Raw genomic sequence first — 21,208 nt, 5'->3', positions numbered from 1 at the left:
TTTCTGCATGAGAGACCAGACCAATGCGGTCGAAAACCCTGCTGGAGGCTGGGCGGCTGCTGAGGGAGGAAAGCCATGAAACGCATGCTTCTGGCCGCGGTGGCGGCAATAGCACTTAGCGGAACCGCCGGTGCGGAGACGATCAAGGTCGGCGTGGTCGGGCCGTTCTCCGGTCCCTTCGCCATCCAGGGCAAGAATTTCAAGGCCGGCATAGACGCCTGGATGGCATTGAACGGCGCGAAGGTCGGCGACGACGACGTCGAAATCGTCTATCGCGACCTTCCGGCCGCCAACCCCGCGCAGGCCAAGGCGCTCGCCCAGGATCTGGTCGTCAAGGAGAGCGTTCAGTATCTCGCCGGGTTCTATTTTACGCCCGATGCCATGGCCGTCACGCCGCTTCTCGAGCAGGCGAACGTGCCGATGGTGATCATGAACGCGGCCACGTCGGCGATCGTGACCAAGAGCCCGCTGGTCGTGCGCACCTCCTTCACGCTCTGGCAGACTTCTGTGCCGATGGCAAAGGTGGCGACCGCGCGCGGCATCAAGAAGGTCATCACCGTGGTCAGCGACTACGGACCGGGTGTCGATGCCGAGACGGCCTTCGCTACCACCTTCAAGGCGGATGGCGGCGAGATTGTCGAGTCGGTTCGCATGCCGCTTTCGACGACCGATTTCAGCCCGATCATGCAGCGGGTGAAGGATTCCGGCGCCGAGGCGGTGTTTGCGTTCCTGCCGTCCGGACCAACCACCCTCGGCTTCCTGAAGTCCTATAACGAGAACGGCCTCAAGGGAGCCGGCATCCAGTTCCTGGCGCCTGGCGACCTGACGCAGGAATCCGATCTGCCGGCGCTGGGCGATACCGCTCTCGGGGTGACGACCACCTTCCATTATTCCGTCGCGCATGACTCGCCCGAGAACAAGAAGTTCGTCGAGGCGGCGCGCGCCGCGATCGGCAATCCGGCCGAGCTGTCCTTCCCATCGGTCGGTGCCTATGATGGCATGCGAGTGATCTACAAGATGATCGAAGCGACCGGGGGCAAGCAGGATGCCGCCAAGGCCGTGGATGCGGTCAAGGGAATGGCGTGGGAGTCCCCGCGCGGACCAGTGTCGATCGATCCCGAAAGCCGCCACCTCACGCAGAACATCTACTTGCGGGAGGTCGCCAAGGCCGCGGACGGCACCTACTACAACAAGGAGATCCAGACGTTCGCGAACATGACCGATCCCGGTCTCGCTGCCGCCAAGTAACCTTGCCGAGGCGAGCCCCCAGCCGCCAGATCCATGTCCGCGGGCGGCCGTCCGCCGGCGAGCCCTCGGAGTGAGACATGCAGAGCGTGCTCAGCATCGCGGTCGACGCCCTTGCCTACGGCATGGTGCTGTTCGTCATCTCGATCGGCCTGTCGATGACGATGGGTCTGATGCGGGTGGTGAATCTGGCGCACGGCGCCTTCGCGATGGTCGGCGGCTATCTTGCCTCCTATGCGGTGCGTGATCTTGGCCTGGGCTATGTCGCCGGTGTCGTGCTGGCGGTGGCCGGCACCATCGTGATTGCGGCTCCGATCGAGCACCTGCTGTACCGCCGCATCTACAACAAGCCGGAACTCATCCAGGTGCTCATGACGATCGGCATCACCTTCTGCGTCATCGGCATCGCGAATTATCTGTTCGGGCCGACGCTGAAGACCATCCCGCTGCCCGCCATGCTGAGCGGACCGGTCGATCTCGGCTTCCGCTCGATTGCCGCGCACAAGCTGTTTGCGATCCTGTGCGGCCTCGCCGTCGCCGCGGCCCTCTGGTACCTCGTCGAGCGGACGCCCTTCGGGGTGAAGCTGCGCGCCTCGGTGGACAACGCGCCGATGGCAGCCGCGCTCGGCGTCAGGACGAAATCCGTCTATGCGGCGAGCTTCGCGATCGCGGTCGGCCTTGCCGCGTTCGGCGGCATCGTCGGCGCCGAACTGCTGCCGATCGAGCCCTATTACGCGCTGCGCTACATGGTGACCTTCCTCGTCGTCGTTTCGGTCGGCGGAGCCGGTTCGATCGGCGGCGCCTTGCTTGCCTGCCTGGTACTTGGCGCGGTCGACACGACGGGACGTTACCTGGTGCCGGAATATGGCGAGTTCTTCTTCTACCTTGCCGTGATCGCCATCGTTTGCGCGTTTCCGCGCGGCCTTCTTGGAAGGGCCTGAGGGATGAACGCCGATCGTCATGCGAGCGTTGCCGCGCAAATCGCCAGACCGCGGTTCTCTGCTTCGGCTGACTGGATTGGCATTGCGGCGATCCTGGCGGCCGCGGTTGTCGGCTATCTGCTGTTTCCCAACAATCTCGCGCTGCTCACGCGCGTCATCGGCATCGTCATGCTGGTGCTGTCGGTCGATCTCGTCACAGGCTTCTGCGGGGTGGCGACGCTCGGCCACGCCGCGCTGTTCGGCGCGGGGGCCTATGCCGCCGGCATCGCCGCCGCGCATTTCGGCATAACCGGCCCGATCGCCATGATCGCGGCGGGCGCCGGAGGCGGCGCGGTCGCCGGCCTCATATCCGGCTTCGTCGTCCTGCGCGGCCACGCGCTCGGGCAACTCGTGCTTTCGATCGCCATCGTCAATCTCTTTCACGAGGCGGCCAACAAGACCGCCAGTTGGACAGGCGGCAGCGATGGCTTGACGGACATTGCGCCCAGCCCGCTGTTCGGCGTTTTCGCGTTCGATCTTTGGGGACGCACCGCCTATGCGCTGGGGATAGCGTTGTTGGTGATCGTCTTCTTCCTGCTGCAGCGTCTGTCGCGCTCCCCGTTTGGCATGCTTTGCCGCGGCATCCGGCAGGACCCGATCCGGGTTGCGGCTATGGGCGCGTCGGTCAACAGGACGTTGCTCAAGATGTACGTCATCTCAGGCGCGGTCGCCGGCGTCGGCGGCGGCCTCAACGCGATCTCCACGCAGGTGGTGGGGCTCGACAGCCTGAGCTTCACCCTCTCGGCGCAGGCGCTGGTGATGCTGGTGCTTGGCGGCACCGGATCGCTCTACGGCGCGATCATCGGGACGGTCGTTTTCATGCTGTTCGAGGATTTCGTTTCCGCCGCCAATCCGTTCCACTGGCTGACGATCATGGGCGCGCTGCTGGTCGGTGTCGTGCTGTTTGCGCCGCGCGGCATTTTTGGCACGGCTGCACAGCTGTTCGATCGGTGGAGACGGCGATGACCGCGGTGTTCGAGGTCGAGCGGCTGAGCAAGGCCTTCGGCGGGTTGGCGGTGACCCAGGCCGTCTCGCTGACCATGGCGTCCGGCGACCGCGTGGCTCTGATCGGGCCAAACGGCGCCGGCAAGACCACTTTCGTCAATCTCGTCACCGGCCATCTGAAACCGGATTCAGGGGTCGTCCGCCTCGCCGGCGAGCAGCTCAACGGCATGAAGCCGATGCAGCGCGTGCAACGCGGCCTGGTGCGATCCTTCCAGGTCACTCGCCTGTTTCCGGAGATGACGCCGCGGGAACATCTCGCGCTCGCCGTCCTGCAGCGCCAGGGCCGTACCGGCCGCCTGTACGGAACGTTCTGGTCGATGCCTGAAGTCCTCGAAGAGATAGAGGCGCTACTGCGCACGCTTGGCCTGGAGGCGGCCGCCGACCGCAGGGTGGCGGAGATCGCTTACGGGCAGCAGCGGCTGCTGGAGATCGCCCTCGCGCTGGCGTTGAGACCGAAAGTCCTGTTGCTGGACGAACCCGCGGCCGGTGTTCCGCAAAGCGAAACGCCGCGCATCGAGTTAGCACTTGCCGGGCTTCCCGCCGATCTGGCGGTGCTCATGATCGAGCACGACATGGATCTGGTGTTCCGTTTCGCCAAACGGGTCATCGTCCTGGCCGCAGGCGCGATCATCTTCGACGGCGCGCCGGGCGACGTGACGAAGGATGCGCGCGTGCGCGAGGCTTATCTCGGGAGCTATGCCGATGACCGCAGCGCCGCTTGAGATATCGGGGCTGACCGCCGGCTACGGTCAGACCCGCGTGCTCGAAGATGTGTCTTTCGTTGCGCCTGCGGGCGCCCGGCTGGCAGTGCTCGGACGAAACGGCGTCGGCAAGTCGACGCTGCTCGCCACGATCGCCGGCCAGACGCGGCGCCATGCCGGAGAGATCAGACTGGGGGGCGTCGACATCGTCGGCAAGGACAGCGCCTCGCGCGCCTGGCTGGGCCTCGGCTACGTGCCGCAGGAACGCGGCATCTTCCCGTCGCTGACCGTGGAGGAGAACCTTTTCGTGGGGCTGAAGGATCGCCAGCGATCGGCCGTGGACGAGGCATACGCCATGTTCCCCCGGCTGAAGGAGCGTCGGCGCAATCGCGGCAACCAGCTCTCGGGTGGTGAACAGCAGATGCTGACGACGGCGCGCAGCATCCTCGGCCGTCCATCCGTCCTCATGCTTGACGAACCGCTCGAGGGACTGGCTCCGGTGATCTGCGACGAGCTCATGGCGGCGCTGATGCGGCTCGCTTCCGGCGGCGAAATGACCATCCTGCTCGTCGAGCAAAGGATCCGAGCCGCATTGGACTTCGCCGATCAGGTGCTCATCCTCGAGCGCGGCCGGATCGCCTGGGCGGGGACGCCGGCGACGCTGCGCGCCAGCCCGCAGACCATCGAGAGGCTGCTCGGCGTTGCTGCGATGCCGCATTCGGTCGCATAAAGCAATTCCAGGAAGAGCGTGCAGCGGTTTCCGTCCGGAATTGCGCAACGACAAAGAGCAATTCCCGCGTCAGGCGTGGTGGCTGGCCGCCTCGCGGATCGTCTGCAGCAGGATGGTGAAGGCCGGCGAGGGAGCGGTGTCGGTGCGCATCGTCAGGCCAACCGGTCCTTTGGTCTCCTCGGTGTTGACAGGCAAGGCGACGAAGGCGCCGCTTGATATCTCGTTGGCGACGACGCCTGCCGAGATGATCCAGACAGCATTGCTTTGGCGCATGAAGGAACGGCCGAAGGAGTCCGAGACGGTCTCGATCTCGGTCGCCGGCGCCGTCATGCCGTTGGTGATGAACAGGCGGTCGACGAAGGGGCGGATCACCGATTCCCGCGTCGGCATCAGCACCGGGAATTCGTCGAGCCGCGCGAATACGTCCTGGCCAGGCTCGAGCAGCGGATGGCCGGCCCGCACCACGAACAGCACCTGCTCGGAATAGAGATGCTCGAAGAAGAAGCCGGTCATGTTTTCCGGCGCCGCCAGCCGGCCGACGACGAGGTCGAGCGCGCCGACGCGCAATTGCTCGAGCAGCACCGCATTCTCGCCGGTGACAATCTTGATCGCGGCGCCTGTGTTCTCGCTCATGAACAGGTTCATGGCGAGCGGCATCACCCGCGCCGACACGGTGGGCAGCGCGCCGATGCGGATCGGGTGCCGGTTGATGGCGCCGTCCTGGCGGACAGAATCGACGCCGCGCTTCAGCGCCGTGATCGCCGTGCCAGCATGGCCGAGGAAGATCTCGCCGAGCCGCGTCACCCTTATGCCGCGGCCGTCGCGCTCAACGACGGCGATGCCTAAAGCCTCTTCCAGTTCGCGCAATGTTTTGGTCACCGCGGGTGCGCTGACATGCAGGAAATCGGCTGCCCGCGCCACGCTGCCTTGCCGCGCGACCTCGAGAAACGCCTGCAGGTGTCGGATGCGGATGCGGCTTTCGGCCATTGTTCGATAACCCTCAAGTTAATGAAATGCCGCAAAATATCATTTTACCGAACCAAACACCTAGTGCAATGTGCCGGTGGAGGATCGAAATCGTGCCATTCGTCAGCATCGGCGGCATCACGCTGCATCACCGCTACAGCCCGGCGACTGGTAATGCGCGCCCGATCGTGTTCATCAATTCGCTGGGCACCGACTTTCGGATCTGGGACGAAGTTGTCTCGGCGCTTGATGGTGAAATGCCTCTGCTCGTCTACGACAAGCGCGGCCACGGGCTCTCCGATATTGGCGGTGTCAACTCGATCGACGATCATGTCGACGATCTCTGCGGCCTCATCGATCACCTCGGTCTTGGCAAGGTCGTGCTGTTCGGCCTGTCGGTGGGTGGGCTCATCGCGCAAGGGTTTTATGCGCGGCGCCCCGAAGGTGTCGAAGGCCTTATCCTGTCAGACACGGCGCACAAGATCGGCACGGCGGACAGCTGGAACACGCGCATTGCAACGGTCGAAAGCAAGGGCATCCAGGAGATCGCCGACGGGGTGCTCAAAATGTGGTTCACCCCCGCCTTCCATTCGGCGCGCTCGGCCGAGCTCGACGGCTATTGGAACATGCTGACTAGGCAGGCGCTCGCCGGCTATGCCGGGACCTGCGCTGCCATTCGTGACGCTGATTTCACCGAGGCCGTGCGCCGCATCGCGGTGCCGACGCTTTGCGTCGTCGGCGACCAGGACGGCTCGACGCCGCCCGAGCTTGTGCGCTCGCTGGCCGATCTCATTCCCGGCGCGCGCTTCGAGGTGATCCGCGACGCCGGGCACATTCCCTGCGTCGAGCAGCCCGAGGCGCTCACCGCGCTGATCCGCGACTTTGTCGCCTCGCTTGCCGATGGAAAGCAAACTCATGGATGATGTTACCAAGAACCCAACCAGATACCGGACCGGGCTGTCGGTGCGGCGATCCGTGCTCGGCGATCCGCATGTCGACCGCGCTGAGGACGCCGCGACCGATTTCGACCGGCCGTTCCAGCACCTGATCACCGAGGCCGCCTGGGGAACGGTGTGGGCGCGTCCCGGCTGGTCGAAGCGCGAGCGCTCGATCGTGACGCTGGCGCTGCTGGCGGCACTCGGCCATGATGAGGAGGTGGCCATGCATGTGCGCGCCACCGCCAACACCGGCGCTTCGCGCGACGATATCTGCGAGGCGTTCCTGCATGTCGCGATCTATGCCGGCGTGCCGGCGGCCAACCGCGCCTTCAAGATCGCCAAGGAGGTGTTTTCGGAAATGGACGGAGGCAAGAGCGCCCATGCCTGAGCCCGGCTCGAACCGGATGCCGGAGACCGGTGCCTTCTTCCAGCGCGACCGGACATGGCACCCGCCGGTGCTGACGCCGGACTACAAGACCTCGGTGCTGCGCTCGCCGCAGAAGGCGCTGCTTGCCTTCGACAACACGGCATCGGAACTGACCGGCCCGGTGTTTGGGCACGCCATGATCGGCGAACTCGACAATGATCTGATCCACAATTTCGCCAGGCCCGGCGAAAGCGCCATCGGCGAGCGCATCGTCGTCTATGGGCGGGTGCTCGACGAGCGTGGCAAGGGCGTGCCAGGCGCGCTGCTTGAATTCTGGCAGGCCAATTCGGGCGGCCGCTACCGCCACAAGAAGGACGGCTATTTGGCGCCGCTCGATCCGAATTTTGGCGGCTGCGGCCGCACCATCACCGGCGAGGATGGCGGCTATGCCTTTCGCACCGTCAAGCCCGGGCCCTATCCCTGGCCGAACGGGCCCAATGACTGGCGGCCCTCGCACATCCACTTCTCGATCTTCGGCCACGCCTTCGCGCAACGGCTGATCACGCAGATGTATTTCGAGGGCGACCCGCTGATCTGGCACTGCCCGATCGTCCGCGGCATTCGCGACAAGGCGGCAATCGAGACGCTGATCGCGGCGTTGGACATGCAGGCGACGATCCCGATGGATGCGCGCGCCTATAAGTTCGACATCGTGCTGCGCGGACGGCGCGCCTCGCTGTTTGAGAACCGGCCGGGGGGCAATTGATGACGCAGCCGCTCGACCGGCTCAAGGAAAGCCCCTCGCAGACCGCGGGCCCTTATGTGCATATCGGGCTGACGCCCAACTTCTGCGGCATCGGCGGCGTCTATCAGAGTGATCTCGGCGCTTCGATGGTCAACGAGAAGACGAAGGGCGAGCGGATCGGGCTCGAGATCCGGGTGCTCGACGGCACCGGCACGCCGCTCAGGGACGCGCTGATCGAGATCTGGCAGGCCGATGCCGATGGGCTCTACAATTCGCCGGCCGAATTGCGCGGCGTTGCCGATCCAGATTTTCTGGGTTGGGGCCGCTGCCCGAGCGACATGGAAACCGGGCTCTGTGCCTTCCAGACGATCAAGCCCGGCCGCGTGCCGTTCCGCGACGGCCGGCTGATGGCGCCGCATGTCAGCCTGTGGATCGTAGCGCGCGGCATCAATATCGGCCTGCACACACGACTTTATTTTTCCGACGAGGCAAAGGCCAATGCCGAGGACCCAATCCTTGCCCGCATCGAGCAGCGCGTGCGGGTACCGACGCTGATCGCCGAGCGCAAGGGCGACAGCTACATTTTCGATGTCCATCTGCAGGGCGAGAAGGAGACGGTCTTCTTCGACAGCTGACCGTGACTGCCGCATGACCGTATCGCCTTTCGACCATCCGCTGCTGTCCGGTCTTCTCGGCGACGAGGAGGCGGCGCGGCATTTTTCCGTGGAAGCGGAAATCGCCGTGATGCTCGCCTTCGAGCGTGCGCTGGCGGAGGCCGAGGCCGAAAGTGGCGTCATCGCCAGCGATGCCGCAGCGGCGATCGCATCGGCGCTGGCCTCGTTCCGGCCCGATACCGCGAGGCTACGAGCCGGCGTCGCCAGGGATGGTGTCGCGGTGCCGGAGCTGGTACGCCAGATCAAGGCGGCGGTCGGCGAACCGCACAATGCCTTCGTCCATTTCGGCGCGACCAGCCAGGATGTCATCGACACCGCGCTGATGCTTCGACTGAAACCCATCGTCGAGCATCTCGGTCTGCTGTTGACCGAAAACATCGTGCGGGTTGCTTCTCTCGAAGAGCAGTTCGGGGGCAGGGCGCTGATGGCGATGACACGCATGCAGCCGGCAATCTCTGTTCATGTATCGGACCGTGTCAGGGCATGGCGGGCGCCGCTGCAGCGGCACCGGCAGCGGTTGTCGGAACAGTCCTCGCGTCTGCTCGTGGTGCAGTTGGGCGGTGCTGCGGGTACGCTGGAAAAGCTTGGCAAGAAGGCGGATGTCGTGCGGACAGCACTTGCCGCCAAGCTCGGCCTTGGCGACGCGCCGCAATGGCATAGCCAGCGCGACGCGCTTGCCGATTTCGCCGGCTGGCTGTCGCTGGTGACGGGCAGCCTCGGCAAATTCGGGCAGGATATCGCGCTGATGGCGCAGGCTGGCACCGATATCGCGCTGTCGGGCGGCGGCGGCTCGTCGGCCATGCCGCACAAGCAGAACCCGGTGAAGGCCGAGGCGCTGGTGGCGCTGGCCCGCTTCAACGCCACCCAGCTTGCCGGCATGCACCAGGCGCTGGTGCATGAACAGGAACGATCAGGCGCAGCCTGGACACTGGAATGGCTGCTGTTGCCGCAAATTGTGATGGCGACTGCCGCCGCGCTGCGGCTCGCCGCGGAACTCGCCGGCCAGATCGAAAGTCTCGGACACTGATGCGCACCCAAGTTTTGATTGTCGGCTCCGGGCCGTCCGGCCTGCTGCTCGGCCAGCTTCTCGCCACCATCGGCGTCGAGACGGTCATCCTCGAGCGGTCGAGCCGCGAGCATGTGCTTGGCCGCGTGCGGGCAGGGGTGCTCGAACAGGGCACGGTCGACCTGCTCGGGGAGGCAGGCACCGCCGCCCGACTGCATGCCGAGGGGTTGCCGCATTCCGGCATCTCGCTGGCCTTCGATGGACGCCTGCACCGCATCGATCTTGCGGCACTCACCGGCGGCAAGCATGTCACCGTCTACGGCCAGACCGAAGTGACGCATGATCTGATGGACAAGCGCGAGGCGACTGGGCTCGTCACGGTCTACGAGGCCGCCAATGTCGCGCTGCACGATTTCGGGGGAGACGCGCCTTTCGTGACCTACGACAAGGATGGCGTCAGCCATCGCATCGACTGCGACTTCATCGCCGGCTGCGACGGCTATCACGGGGTCAGCCGCAGATCGGTGCCCGCAAATGCACTAAAAACCTTCGAGCGGCAGTATCCGTTCGGCTGGCTTGGCGTGCTGGCGGAGGTGCCGCCGGCCGACCACGAACTGGTCTACGCCAATCACGAGAGAGGCTTTGCGCTGTGCTCGATGCGCTCCACGCACCGCAGCCGCTACTATGTGCAATGCCCGCTGGACGACCGTGTCGAGTCATGGTCGGACGATTGCTTCTGGGACGAGCTCCGGCGCCGCCTGCCGCCGCAGACCGCGGCTGCCGTCGTCACCGGGCCGTCCTTCGAAAAGTCGATTGCGCCGCTGCGCTCCTTCGTCGCCGAGCCGATGCGCTTCGGCAAGCTGTTCCTGGTCGGCGACGCCGCCCACATCGTGCCGCCAACCGGCGCCAAAGGATTAAACCTTGCCGCGAGCGATGTGCGCTATCTCTTTGCTGGGCTTCGCGAATTTTATCAGGACAAGTCGCAGGCAGGGCTCGATGCCTATTCCGGCAAGGCGCTCGCGCGGGTCTGGAAAGCAGTGCGCTTTTCCTGGTGGATGACGACGATGCTGCACCGGTTTCCTGATACGGGCGAATTCGGCCAGCGCATCCAGGAGGCCGAACTCGACTATCTCGTGCATTCGCAGGCGGCATCGACCGCGCTGGCGGAGAACTATGTCGGCCTGCCTTATTGAACCGGTAGAACCGTCACACCCGTTCGAGCGCGATCGCAATACCTTGGCCGACGCCGATGCACATGGTGGCCAAAGCATAGCGGCCGCCGCGTTCGCGAAGCTCGAGCGCCGCGGTGCCGGTGATGCGGGCGCCGGACATGCCGAGCGGGTGGCCAAGCGCGATGGCGCCGCCATTCGGATTGACGTGCTCCGCATCCTCGGCAATGCCGAGTTGGCGGAGCACTGCGATGCCCTGGGAGGCAAAAGCTTCGTTGAGTTCCACGACGTCGAACTGCTGCGGCGTCAGGCCAAGGCGGGCGCAGAGCTTCTGTGTTGCCGGGGCAGGGCCAATGCCCATGATGCGCGGCGCCACACCGGCGGCGGCACCGCCGAGGATGCGGGCGATCGGCGTCAGGCCATGTTTCTTCGCCGCGGCTTCCGAAGCGATGATGAGGGCCGCCGCGCCGTCATTGACGCCGGACGCGTTGCCGGCGGTCACTGTGCCGCCTTGTCGGAACGGCGTCGGCAGTTTTGCCAGCGCTTCGATCGTGGTGCCCGCGCGGGGATGTTCATCTTTGCCGACAACAACCGCATCGCCCTTGCGATGCGGGATCGTCACCGGCGTGATTTCTCTAGCCAGCCGGCCATTGGCTTGAGCGGTGACCGCCTTGTCCTGGCTGCGCACGGCGAAGGCGTCCTGGTCGGCGCGCGAGACGGAAAAATCCTCGGCGACGTTCTCGCCGGTCTCCGGCATGGAATCGACACCGTATTGCTTCTTCATCAGCGGGTTGACGAAGCGCCAGCCGATGGTGGTGTCGTAAATCTCGGCATTGCGCGAAAACGCGGTGTCGGCCTTGGGCATGACGAAGGGCGCGCGGCTCATCGATTCGACGCCGCCGGCAAGCATCAGTTCGGCCTCACCGGATTTGATGGCGCGCGCGGCGATGGTGACGGCATCCATGCCCGAGCCGCAGAGACGATTGACGGTCGAGCCGGGAATGACCTGGGGCAGGCCGGCGAGCAGCAGCGCCATGCGCGCGACATTGCGGTTGTCCTCGCCGGCCTGGTTGGCGCAGCCATAGACGACGTCGTCGACCGCCTGCCAATCGATACCGGGATTGCGTTCGACCAGCGCCTTCAGCGGGATGGCGCCGAGATCATCAGCGCGCACCGAGGACAGCGCGCCGCCGAAGCGGCCGATCGGCGTGCGGATGTAGTCGCAGATAAAGGCCTCGGCCATCTATGCAGCTTTCTCTTTCGCGGTTCCCTCATGCGCGACCTTGGTGCGGGCCTGCAGGTCGCGCAACGTCGTCAATTCGAGTTCCGTCGGCGCCGGCGTCTCGTCAAGTGCCTCGGCGAACTTGACCGTCCAGCCACAGGTCGCCTGGACCTGTTCGCGAGTGACGCCGGGATGCAGGGATACGACGGTGAATTCCTTGGTGACGGGGTCAGGCTTCCAGATGGCGAGGTCGGTGATCAGCAATGTCGGACCTGCCGTGTCGATGCCGAGGCGCTGGCGGTGATCGCCACCCTCGCCATGACCGAAGGAGGTGAAGAAATCGATCTTTTCGACCATGCCGCGCTTGGTCTGCGCCATGGTGATGTAGATTTCCTTCGACGAGGTGGCGATCTCCGGCGCGCCGCCGCCGCCGGGAAGCCGGGTCTTCGGATGCGCATAGTCACCGATGACGGTGGTGTTGATGTTGCCGAATTTGTCGAGTTGGGCCGCGCCCAGGAAGCCGATCGAGATGCGGCCGCCCTGCAGCCAGTAGCGGAACATCTCCGGCACTGCGACGGTGGTGACCGCCGTTTCGCAGAGTTCGCCGTCACCGATCGACAGCGGCAGCACGTCAGGCGCGGTGCCGATGGTGCCGCTTTCGTAGATCAGCGTGATGTCTGGCGCATGCGTCAGCCGCGCGACGTTGCAGGCGGCCGACGGCGCGCCGATACCGACGAAGCAGACGTCGTCGTTCTTCAGCGCACGGCTGGCGGCGATCGTCATCATCTCGTTGGGGGTGAAGCCCAGTTTTTGGTCCTCGCTCATGCCGCAGGCCTCAGATGTTCGACGCGCGCGGCGAAATCGCCGGCCGTGCTTTCGATGACGTTTGCCTGCATCCAGGCCTGGAAGCGATCGCGGTCGGCGGCGATCCCATCCCATTCGAGGTAGGCGGCGTTGTCGCGGACATAGTAGCCATACGTGTAGGAGGGATGCGAGCCGCCGGGCACGACCGATATTGCGGAGATCGTCCAATTCGGCAGCACCGTCAAATTGGGATGGAGATCAGCGAAGCTGTCGACTACTTCCTCCACCGTCACGACCGCGCGCTTTGCGGCGAGCACCGCTTCCTTCTGGATGCCGATGATGCCTTCGACCAGCACATTGCCTTTGCGGTCGGCCTTCTGCGCATGGATGAAGCTGACATCAGGGCGAATGGCCGGAACGGCGGCAAGCACCTCGCCGGTAAACGGGCAGGTCACCGATCGGATGTTCGGGTTGACCGACGCCAAACCAGCGCCGCGATAGCCGCGGAACACCGCACAAGGCAGGCCGGCGGCACCTGCCTCATAGGCGTTGGCCATGCCGGCATGGCTATGCTCTTCAATCTCGATCGACCTGGGAAAACCGTTCTCGATGGCGTCACGGGCGCGCCTGAGCAGGCCGACGCCGGGATTGCCGACATAAGAGAAGATGATCTTCTTCGCCATGCCCATGCCGATCATCTGGTCGTAGATCAGGTCGGGGGTCATGCGGATCAGGGTCAGGTCGCGAAATCCCTGGCGGATCGCCTCATGCGCCGCAGCCGTCGGGATCAGATGGGTAAAGCCTTCGAAGGCGACCGTGTCGCCATCATGCAGGTTCTCGGCCACGGCCTCTTTGAGGGGCAGGAACTTCACCATCGCGGCAACTCCGGACTTTGAAAAAGTTCGTATTGCGAACATTTGTTTGCTATGAGATACTTTTTATGCCGGATGATCGCGTGGAGTCAATCCCGACGCGGCGTGCGTTTGCGGAGGCTGGATGGAAGAGGAAGGTGTTTCGCGGGATCACGTCGGCTCGCTCGAACGCGGACTGGCAGTGATGGAAATCCTCGCCCGGCATCCCGCCGGCATGACGCTGACCGAAATGGCGGAGGAGGCGGAGCTAACCCGCGCCGGTGCTCGCCGCTTCCTGCTGACGCTGACCGCGACCGGCTATGCGACACAATCCGGCCGGTTGTTTTCGCTGTCGCCGCGGCTGCTGACCGTCGCCCGCACCTGGCTCGGCGGCGCGTCGCTGTGGACCTTCGCGGCACCCATCATGCGCGAGGTGGCGGGGCAGTTCGACGAGGCCTGCAACGCGGCGGTGCTGTCGGGCGAGGATGTGGTCTACGTTGCCCGCATTCCCGGCCGCCGCATCCTCAGCGTGTCGCTCGATGTCGGTACAAGGCTGCCGGCATATTGCACCTCGATGGGGCGCGTCCTGCTTTCAGGCCTGGCGCCGGATGCGCTGGAAACCTTCCTGGCTGAGGCCAGGATCGAGCGAAGGACGCCGAAGACCATCGTCAAACGGGATTTGCTGGCCAAGGCCATTCACAAGGCCAAGGCGGACGACTTCGCCATTGTCGACGAAGAGCTGGAACTCGGCCTGCGCTCGATTGCAGTGCCGATCAGCGACCGCATGGGGCGCACCGTGGCGGCGATCAATGTTTCGACCCAATCGGCGCGTTTTTCCGTCGAGGCGATGGAGCGCAAGATCCTGCCCGCGCTGCTTCGGGCAAAGCAGCGCGTCGAGGAGTTTTTCTTCGTCTGAGCAATAGGCCCGCGACCAATCCTGCCGCGCCGGAAGTCGGCTACGGTTTGCCCCCATCTCAGCTGAGCAGGATCTGACCACCGAGAGCACCTGTGGATTCCCGGCGATTGACGTCGTCCTTCAAATGCAATATTGAACAGGATTATACAGGTTCACTGAACAGGTACCCATATGAAGCGGCGCGCGGTTCAACTGTCTCCCGGCACGGGCAAGCCCGAGCAGATCGCCACCGTTCTCGAACATGAAATCCGCTCCGGCGTGCTCGGCTTCGGTGACCGCCTGCAAAGCGAGAACGAACTCGTCCAGCGCTTTTCCGTCAGCCGCAACACGGTCCGCAAGGGCCTTGAGGAGCTGTCCAGCCGCGGGCTGATCACCACCAAGGTTGGCATCGGCTCCTTCGTCACCTTCGACGGCAAGCCGGTCGACGACTCCATCGGCTGGTCGCGGGCGCTGGCTAATGCGGGCGCCAATGCCGAGACGCGGACGCTGCGGCTGGAGGTCATCGAGGACGCGGATCTTGCCACGCTGCTTGGCATCGAAAGCTCGTTCTTCATCGCTGTCGACCGGGTGCGCACCAACGCCAGCGACGGCCATGCCATTTCGATCGAGCGCAGCCGCCTGCCGCTGTCGCCAGAGCTTGAGGACGTGCCGCTGCGTGGCTTGCGCGAAGGCTCGCTGCACCAGACGCTGCGCGGCGCCGGCCTCATTCCCGACCATGGCGAGGAATGGGTCGGCATCGAAATGCTGAATGCCGAGGATGCGGCCATTCTCGGTTGCCCGCAAGGCACGCCCTTCCTGCGCGGTCGCCGGCTGACGCGCGCGGCTGATGACCGGCCGATCGAATATGTCACCAGTCTGCTCAACCCAGCGCATTTCGCGCTGCATATGAGGTTCTGAGCGATGCCGGACACCGCCAGGGATACGCTCGATCGTGCCATGGGCGCGCTGATCGGTGGCGCGCTAGGCGATGCGCTCGGCATGCCGACACAGCTTTTGTCGCCGGCCCGCATTGCTGAACTCTACGGCCATGTCGAGGACTTCATCGCGCCTTTCGCCGATCATCCGGTGTCCAAGGGCCTGGAGGCTGGTACAATCACCGACGATACCGAACAGGCGCTGCTGCTCGGCCGCATTCTCGTCGAATCCGGCGATCGCTTCGACCATGCACGCTGGGTCAATGCGCTGCTCGACTGGGAGCGCGACGTCAAGGCGCGCGGCAGCTATGACCTTTTGGGTCCATCGACCAAACGCGCCATCAATGCCATCAACAATGGCGTGCCGTCGGAAGAGGCCGGGCGGGGCGGCGATACGAACGGCGCGGCCATGCGCATCGCGCCGGTCGGCATCATGATGCCGCTGGGGCCGCTCGAGGCGCTGGTCGCCAAGGTGGCTGAGACCTGCCAAGCCACCCACAACACCACGATCGCCATCGCCTCGGCCGCCGCTGTCGCTGCTGCAGTCAGCCGCGGGGTTGCTGGTGGCGACTGGCGCGCCGCGTCCGACAGTGCCGTCGCGGCGGCTCGGCAGGGTGCCGCGCTCGGACACTGGGTCACCGGCGGCGACATCGCCGCGCGCATCGTCTGGGCGCAGGACCTTGTGCGCGGCAGAACGATGGCGGACGCCATCCGCCTCATTGTCGATCTGGTCGGTACCGGCGTCGCCAGCCAGGAATCGGTTCCGGCGGCCTTCGCCGTGCTCGAGGTCGCCGCAGGCGATCCCTGGCAGGCAGCCGTCATCAGCGCCAATCTTGGCGGCGATACAGACACGATCGGCGCCATCGCCGCCGGCATGGCCGGCGCCTGCGCCGGCTTTTCCCGTTTGCCGCAACAGCGCATCGCCAGGCTGGTCGGCATCGACATCGGGCAGGTTCGTACGCTCGCTACCGACCTTGTCGCGGCACGCGTGGCCAAGGCCGGCCCCGGGAAGGATGCGGCGGCATGAGCGGGCGCCTCGTCCATATCGGCAGCGCCGTGGTTGACCATGTCTACCGCATCGACGCCTTGCCCGCGCCGGGCACGGAGAAGACCGCGTCGAGCTATGCGCAGGTCGCAGGCGGCGGCTTCAACATGATGGTCGCGGCCGGCCGCACCGGCATGAAAGTGGTCTTCGGCGGCCAGCTCGGCAGCGGACCCAACGGCGACTTTTTGCGCGCTGCCTTCGCCGCCGAGGGTATCGAAACGCTGACGCCGGCGTCACCCGCGATGGACAGCGGCAATTGCGTCGCCATGATCAGCAGCGACGCCGAACGCACCTTCGTCTCCTGGCCGGGCGCCGAGAGCGTGCTCAGCCTGGCGATGATGGCGCTGGTCCGGGTTGCGCCGGGGGATTGGGTGTTCGCTTCCGGCTATACGCTGAGTTATCCCGGCAGCCGCGATGCACTGGTAGACTGGATCGAAGCGCTGCCGGTGCAAACCCCCTTCGTCTTCGACCCGACGCCGGTCATCGCGGATATTCCGCGTGCCGTTCTCGAGCGGGTGCTTGCCCGCACCAGCTGGCTGAGCTGCAACGCGACGGAGGCGGCCGAGATCGCTGGTCCAGGCAGTGTCGAGGCACTCGCCGCCCGGCTGCTGTCCAGCCATTGCCCGAAGGCCGAAGGCGTCGTCATCCGCGCCGGCGCGAAGGGCTGCTTCGTGCGGTTGGCCGACGGCAGCACGCAGACGGTTCCCGGGTTCAAGGTCGACGCCATCGACACCAATGGCGCCGGCGACACCCATATCGGCGCCTTCGTCAGCGCGCTGTCGCGCGGCGTGCCGGCATTCGAAGCGGCGCGCTACGCCAATGCGGCGGCGGCGCTCTCGGTCACCCGGCACGGCGGATCGTCGGCGCCGAACAACCAGGAGATCCAGGAATTCCTGAGCCATCACGATCGATCGTCGACCGTGCATGGCCGGAAGCAAGAGGCCACGTCTTAACAAGCCTGCGAAGCGGGCAAACAATGAGAGGAACGAACATGCGCATGCCCAAACTGACTGCTTTGTTGACGGCGACCGCCGTCTTCACCTCCGTACTCACGCTGGCCGCCAGTGCGGCCGAAGTGCACGTGCTCAACTGGAAGGGCTACGGCGCCGACGAGCCGTGGGCGATCGCCGCCTTCGAGAAGGCGACCGGCAACAAGGTCGTCAACGACTTCTTCAATTCCGAACAGGAAATGCTGACCAAACTCAGGACCAATCCGGGTCTCTACGACGTCGTCATGATCAACGCTGCCTTCAACGACCAGGCGATGGCGGAGAAGCTGATCCAGCCGATCGATGTGTCGAAGCTTTCCAACTATGCCGACATCAGCCCGGACAAGGCCGGTTCGCCGATGCTCGACCATGACGGCAAAGTCTATGGCGTGCCGTGGGTGTGGGGTCTGACGGCTCTGGCCATCAACGAAAAATCCTTCGACAAGCCGCCGACGAGCATCGCCGAGATGTGGGATGCCGCGCACAAGGGCCGTGTCGTCATCCGCGACGACGCTGTCGAAGCGGTCCAGTTCGGCGCCATCGCCACCGGCCAGAACATCAACGACATCAAGGATATGGAGGCGGTCAAGGCGAAACTCACCTCGCTGATGCCGCAGATCAAGACGTTCTGGAGCTCGGAGAACGACTGGAACCAGATGGTCGCCTCCAACCAGATCGACATCGGCACCTATTGGAGCGGCTCGGCCGACCGCGCCAAGACCCATTTCAAGCTGCCGGTCTCGCTGGTCATCCCGCAGGAGGGCGCCGTCGCCTGGCTCGATGCCTTTTCCATCCCGGTCGGTTCCAAGAATGTCGAGGGCGCCGAGGCCTTCATCAACTACATGATCGACCCGACATTCTATGTCGAATGGGTCACCAAGGTCGGCGCGCCGGTGTCGGCCAACACCAAGGCGGTTGCCGCTCTTCCCGAAGACTCATTCAACCGCAAGGTCATGGGTGACCCCGAGGTGGCCAAGCGCATCCAGTTCCAGGCGCCGATCACCGACGCGCAGCGCGAGGCCTATCTGGCGCTGTGGCAGCAGCTCAAGGTCGACGTGAAGTAAGTCGACGTCGGACCAGCCGGCGATCCTCGCCGGCTGGTCCTTCCGATCCTGGGGAGGAGAGGCATCATGGCAGCACAGGTTGCGACCGCGTCGCGCAGCGGGCTGAGATCGGCCCTGCCGCTGCTTGCGCCTGCCTATCTGTGGCTGACGGTGGCGATCTTCCTGCCGCTGTCGGCAATGGTCTTTTTCTCGTTCATGACCGACCTGCCGCTGTCGGGAAAGCCGTGGGCGTTCACGCTGGGCAACTACGCCGCCTTCTTCTCGCAAAGCCTCTATCTGACGCTGCTTCTGGCCTCGCTGCGGCTCGGCCTCGAGGTGACGCTATGGTGTATCGTCATCGGCTATCCCGCCGCCTACGTGCTGGCCAAGGTGCTGAAGGGGCGAAGCCGCGAGGCGATCTTCCTGCTCGTCATCCTGCCGTTCTGGTCCAACGGGCTGGTGCGCATCTTTTCCTGGGCGATGGTGCTGCGCGAGGGCGGCATTCTCGACACCGCACTCAATGCCGTGCTGCCGTTCAAGATCAACATCGACCTGATGTATTCCTATCCGGCCGTCATCATCGGCCTGGTGCACTCCTACGTGCCCTACATGGTGCTGACCTGTTATCTCACGCTGCAGGCCATCGATGACTCGCTGATCGAGGCCGGGCGCTCGCTCGGCGCGACGCGGCTGCAAGTGCTGAAACGCATTATCATCCCGCTCTCGATGCCGGGGCTGGTCGCGGGCGCAGCGCTCATCTTCGTGCCGGTCGTCGGCTCGTTCATGGAGCCGCGCATCCTCGGCGGGCGCACCGGTACCTTCTACGGTACGGTGATCGAGGACCAGTTCGTCGCCGTGTTCAACTGGCCGCTTGGCGCAGCCTTGTCCTTTATCCTGCTGGCTGTGGTGCTGGTGATCCTGGCGGTCGCCTCGCCGGTGCTGCGGAGGGCTGGCTGATGGCGACGACACGCATCCTCGAAGGGCTCGGCCGGTTCTACATCTGGCTGCTGCTCGCCTTCCTCTATCTGCCGATCATCATCATGGCGCTGATGTCGTTCAACGTCTCGCCCTTCTACCAATTGCCGTTCGAATGGACGACGGAATGGTACGCCTCGCTGTGGCAGAACGACCAGCTGATCGCGGCCACCTGGAACAGCATCGAGATCGCCGTCATCACCACGCTTATCTGCACCGTGCTCGGCTCGGCGGCGTCGCTGGCGCTCTACCGCTACGACTTCCGCGGCAAGAAATTCCTGCAGGCGCTGCTGTTCCCGCCGATCGCCATTCCGTGGCTGATCACCGGCACGGCGATGTTGATCTTCTTCTTCGGCGTTGGCATCGGCCGCGGCCTGTTTGCCATCCTGCTCGGCCATGTCGCGTTGGCGCTGCCCTATGTCATCGTCGTGGTGTCGGCGCGGCTGCAGACCTTCGCGCCGGAGCTGGAAGAGGCGGCGCGCTCGCTCGGCGCCAATCAGTGGCAGGTGACGAGCCGCGTGACGCTGCCATGGATCATGCCCGGTGTGATTGCCGGCGGATTGTTCGCGTTTGCCGTGTCGTTCGATCAGTTCGTCGTCTCCTACTTCTTGTCGACGCCGGGACAGACGACGCTGCCGGTCGAAATCTATGCTGCGATCCGCAAGGGCTTTACGCCCGAGATCAACGCGGTCTCGACGATCATCATCGCCGTGTCGATGGCGCTGATGCTGCTCACGGCGCGCTTCTTCAAATTCGGCGGAGAGAAATAATGGCCGGCGTGCAGGTATCGAACGTCTCCCGCAGCTTTGGCGCGCACAAGGCGCTGGACGACGTCTCCATCGATTTCGCCGATGGCGGCTTCTATGCGCTGCTCGGCCCGTCGGGCAGTGGCAAGACCACGCTGCTGCGGCAGATTGCCGGCTTCGACTTTCCCGACTCCGGCCGGATTGCCATTGGTGGCGAGAGCGTCGAGCGCGTGCCGGTCGAGAAGCGGCGTATCGGCATGGTGTTCCAGAACTATGCGCTGTTTCCCAATATGAGCGTTGCCGACAACGTCGCCTTCGGCCTGTCGGTGCGTGGCGAGGCCAAGGCGACGATCGCGGCCGAGGTGCAGCGGGCACTGAACCTGGTGCAACTCGGCAAGCTCGGCAGTCGCCGGCCGCACCAATTGTCGGGCGGCCAGCGCCAGCGCGTGGCTCTCGCCCGTGCGATCGTCACCAAGCCGCGCGTGCTCTTGCTCGACGAGCCACTCGGCGCGCTCGACAAGGCACTGCGCGTCGACATGCAGATCGAATTGAAACGCATCCAGCGCGAGATCGGCATCACCACCATCTTCGTCACCCACGACCAGGAAGAAGCGCTGACGATGAGCGACCGCATCGGCATATTGCGCGATGGCAGGCTGGTGCAGGAAGGCCCGCCCGAGGAGATCTACGATCAACCGAAGAGCGAATTCGCCGCCACCTTCCTCGGTGACGCCAACATCTTTCGCGGCGACACCACCGGTAACGGCATCAGGCTCCCCGATGGCACGGCGATTGCTGCAGGCGCGGGCGCAAAGCTCTCCGCCGGCGCCAAGGCCAGCTGTGCCGTGCGGCCTGAGCGCATCCGTATCGCCACCGATGCCGGAGCTCAGGATGCCGCCAATGCGAACATGCTGAAGGGCCAGGTTTCCAAGCGCATCTTCGCCGGCAACAACAGCACCTATTTTGTCGAGCGCAACGGCCAGACGCTGAAGGTCATCGTCCAGAATACCGGCATCGACAGGCTGGCCGAGGGCCAACAGGTGGTGCTGCGCTGGACGCCGGAGAGCACGGTGCTGATCGCCACGAGCTAGCGGGCAATGTCCGCGTGGCCGATCGGCCCCGATGTCGGAACTGCCGCTGTCCTTTCCTGATGGGAAATGATGGTGCGGGCCTTGGC

At 64.9% G+C, this 21,208-nt stretch carries 23 protein-coding genes; 19 read left to right on the top strand and 4 right to left on the bottom strand.

Features of this window, described 5'->3' with window-relative positions:
* Positions 1-75: 75 nt before the first annotated feature.
* The 5 genes from ACSQ3Z_RS17775 (at position 76) to ACSQ3Z_RS17755 (ending at position 4,661) form a co-directional block, all read left to right on the top strand.
* Positions 76-1,248 (top strand): ABC transporter substrate-binding protein, encoded by a 1,173-nt coding sequence (locus tag ACSQ3Z_RS17775; RefSeq protein ID WP_436172618.1) that lies wholly within the window; start codon positions 76-78, stop codon positions 1,246-1,248.
* A 77-nt stretch (positions 1,249-1,325) separates the two neighbouring features.
* Positions 1,326-2,186, top strand: a complete 861-nt coding sequence (locus tag ACSQ3Z_RS17770; protein ID WP_436172617.1) for a branched-chain amino acid ABC transporter permease — start codon at positions 1,326-1,328, stop codon at positions 2,184-2,186.
* Positions 2,187-2,189: 3 nt separating this feature from the next.
* Positions 2,190-3,191: a branched-chain amino acid ABC transporter permease gene (locus tag ACSQ3Z_RS17765; RefSeq protein WP_436172616.1), complete on the top strand. Its 1,002-nt coding sequence runs from the start codon at positions 2,190-2,192 to the stop codon at positions 3,189-3,191.
* The gene (locus ACSQ3Z_RS17760; RefSeq protein ID WP_436172615.1) at positions 3,188-3,952 is read left to right on the top strand and encodes an ABC transporter ATP-binding protein; all 765 of its coding nucleotides are present in this window, start codon (positions 3,188-3,190) and stop codon (positions 3,950-3,952) included. Before ACSQ3Z_RS17765 ends, ACSQ3Z_RS17760 begins: the two co-directional genes overlap by 4 nt.
* Positions 3,933-4,661 (top strand): ABC transporter ATP-binding protein, encoded by a 729-nt coding sequence (locus tag ACSQ3Z_RS17755; RefSeq protein ID WP_436172614.1) that lies wholly within the window; start codon positions 3,933-3,935, stop codon positions 4,659-4,661. Before ACSQ3Z_RS17760 ends, ACSQ3Z_RS17755 begins: the two co-directional genes overlap by 20 nt.
* Positions 4,662-4,730: 69 nt before the next feature.
* Here ACSQ3Z_RS17755 and pcaQ read toward each other — a convergent pair whose 3' ends face one another.
* Entirely contained in the window at positions 4,731-5,648 is a 918-nt protein-coding gene (gene pcaQ / locus ACSQ3Z_RS17750; protein WP_436172613.1) for a pca operon transcription factor PcaQ, read from the bottom strand.
* Positions 5,649-5,740: 92 nt separating this feature from the next.
* Between pcaQ and pcaD the strand changes: the two genes are divergently transcribed.
* The 6 genes from pcaD to pobA are packed head-to-tail and all read left to right on the top strand — an operon-like array spanning position 5,741 to position 10,550.
* On the top strand, positions 5,741-6,550 hold the full coding sequence (gene pcaD, locus ACSQ3Z_RS17745) for a 3-oxoadipate enol-lactonase (RefSeq protein ID WP_436172612.1): 810 nt from the start codon (positions 5,741-5,743) through the stop codon (positions 6,548-6,550).
* Positions 6,543-6,953 carry a 4-carboxymuconolactone decarboxylase gene (pcaC, locus tag ACSQ3Z_RS17740; protein WP_436172611.1) on the top strand — a complete coding sequence of 137 codons (411 nt, stop codon included), beginning with the start codon at positions 6,543-6,545 and terminating at the stop codon, positions 6,951-6,953. The genes pcaD and pcaC overlap by 8 nt, the downstream gene beginning before the upstream one ends.
* Entirely contained in the window at positions 6,946-7,698 is a 753-nt protein-coding gene (gene pcaH, locus ACSQ3Z_RS17735; protein WP_436172610.1) for a protocatechuate 3,4-dioxygenase subunit beta, read from the top strand. The genes pcaC and pcaH overlap by 8 nt, the downstream gene beginning before the upstream one ends.
* Positions 7,698-8,312 carry a protocatechuate 3,4-dioxygenase subunit alpha gene (pcaG, locus tag ACSQ3Z_RS17730; protein WP_436172609.1) on the top strand — a complete coding sequence of 205 codons (615 nt, stop codon included), beginning with the start codon at positions 7,698-7,700 and terminating at the stop codon, positions 8,310-8,312. The genes pcaH and pcaG overlap by 1 nt, the downstream gene beginning before the upstream one ends.
* Before the next feature lie 13 nt (positions 8,313-8,325).
* Complete coding sequence (locus tag ACSQ3Z_RS17725) at positions 8,326-9,378, top strand: 3-carboxy-cis,cis-muconate cycloisomerase (RefSeq protein WP_436172608.1); 1,053 nt, start codon at positions 8,326-8,328, stop codon at positions 9,376-9,378.
* Positions 9,378-10,550 carry a 4-hydroxybenzoate 3-monooxygenase gene (gene pobA, locus ACSQ3Z_RS17720; RefSeq protein ID WP_436172607.1) on the top strand — a complete coding sequence of 391 codons (1,173 nt, stop codon included), beginning with the start codon at positions 9,378-9,380 and terminating at the stop codon, positions 10,548-10,550. The genes ACSQ3Z_RS17725 and pobA overlap by 1 nt, the downstream gene beginning before the upstream one ends.
* Before the next feature lie 13 nt (positions 10,551-10,563).
* On the opposite strand, the gene pcaF is transcribed toward pobA, so the two are convergent.
* Genes pcaF through ACSQ3Z_RS17705 form a run of 3 tightly spaced genes read right to left on the bottom strand, consistent with a single transcriptional unit; the run spans position 10,564 to position 13,427 of the window.
* Positions 10,564-11,769, bottom strand: coding sequence for a 3-oxoadipyl-CoA thiolase (gene pcaF, locus ACSQ3Z_RS17715; protein ID WP_436172606.1), 1,206 nt, complete (start codon positions 11,767-11,769; stop codon positions 10,564-10,566).
* Entirely contained in the window at positions 11,770-12,573 is an 804-nt protein-coding gene (locus ACSQ3Z_RS17710) for a CoA-transferase subunit beta (RefSeq protein WP_436172605.1), read from the bottom strand.
* On the bottom strand, positions 12,570-13,427 hold the full coding sequence (locus tag ACSQ3Z_RS17705) for a CoA transferase subunit A (RefSeq protein ID WP_436172604.1): 858 nt from the start codon (positions 13,425-13,427) through the stop codon (positions 12,570-12,572). Before ACSQ3Z_RS17705 ends, ACSQ3Z_RS17710 begins: the two co-directional genes overlap by 4 nt.
* A 121-nt stretch (positions 13,428-13,548) precedes the next feature.
* Here ACSQ3Z_RS17705 and ACSQ3Z_RS17700 point away from each other — a divergent pair, with 121 nt between their 5' ends.
* From ACSQ3Z_RS17700 to ACSQ3Z_RS17665, 8 genes are all read left to right on the top strand, one after another.
* On the top strand, positions 13,549-14,319 hold the full coding sequence (locus ACSQ3Z_RS17700; protein WP_436172603.1) for an IclR family transcriptional regulator domain-containing protein: 771 nt from the start codon (positions 13,549-13,551) through the stop codon (positions 14,317-14,319).
* A 171-nt stretch (positions 14,320-14,490) separates the two neighbouring features.
* Positions 14,491-15,216: a GntR family transcriptional regulator gene (locus ACSQ3Z_RS17695; RefSeq protein ID WP_436172602.1), complete on the top strand. Its 726-nt coding sequence runs from the start codon at positions 14,491-14,493 to the stop codon at positions 15,214-15,216.
* A gap of 3 nt (positions 15,217-15,219) precedes the next feature.
* Positions 15,220-16,260: an ADP-ribosylglycohydrolase family protein gene (locus ACSQ3Z_RS17690; RefSeq protein ID WP_436172601.1), complete on the top strand. Its 1,041-nt coding sequence runs from the start codon at positions 15,220-15,222 to the stop codon at positions 16,258-16,260.
* Positions 16,257-17,231, top strand: a complete 975-nt coding sequence (locus tag ACSQ3Z_RS17685; protein WP_436172600.1) for a PfkB family carbohydrate kinase — start codon at positions 16,257-16,259, stop codon at positions 17,229-17,231. The genes ACSQ3Z_RS17690 and ACSQ3Z_RS17685 overlap by 4 nt, the downstream gene beginning before the upstream one ends.
* A gap of 38 nt (positions 17,232-17,269) precedes the next feature.
* On the top strand, positions 17,270-18,331 hold the full coding sequence (locus ACSQ3Z_RS17680) for an ABC transporter substrate-binding protein (protein ID WP_436172599.1): 1,062 nt from the start codon (positions 17,270-17,272) through the stop codon (positions 18,329-18,331).
* Positions 18,332-18,397: 66 nt separating this feature from the next.
* Entirely contained in the window at positions 18,398-19,267 is an 870-nt protein-coding gene (locus tag ACSQ3Z_RS17675) for an ABC transporter permease (protein WP_436172598.1), read from the top strand.
* A complete protein-coding gene (locus tag ACSQ3Z_RS17670; protein ID WP_436172597.1) occupies positions 19,267-20,055 on the top strand; it encodes an ABC transporter permease in 789 nt (262 codons plus the stop codon). Before ACSQ3Z_RS17675 ends, ACSQ3Z_RS17670 begins: the two co-directional genes overlap by 1 nt.
* Positions 20,055-21,122: an ABC transporter ATP-binding protein gene (locus ACSQ3Z_RS17665; protein ID WP_436172596.1), complete on the top strand. Its 1,068-nt coding sequence runs from the start codon at positions 20,055-20,057 to the stop codon at positions 21,120-21,122. Before ACSQ3Z_RS17670 ends, ACSQ3Z_RS17665 begins: the two co-directional genes overlap by 1 nt.
* Positions 21,123-21,208 lie beyond the last annotated feature (86 nt).

The organism is Mesorhizobium sp. LjNodule214 (assembly GCF_964252735.1).
GTDB lineage: Bacteria > Pseudomonadota > Alphaproteobacteria > Rhizobiales > Rhizobiaceae > Mesorhizobium.
The sequence above is the reverse complement of the archived record's forward strand: the minus strand, read 5'-3'. Positions and strand labels throughout refer to the sequence as shown.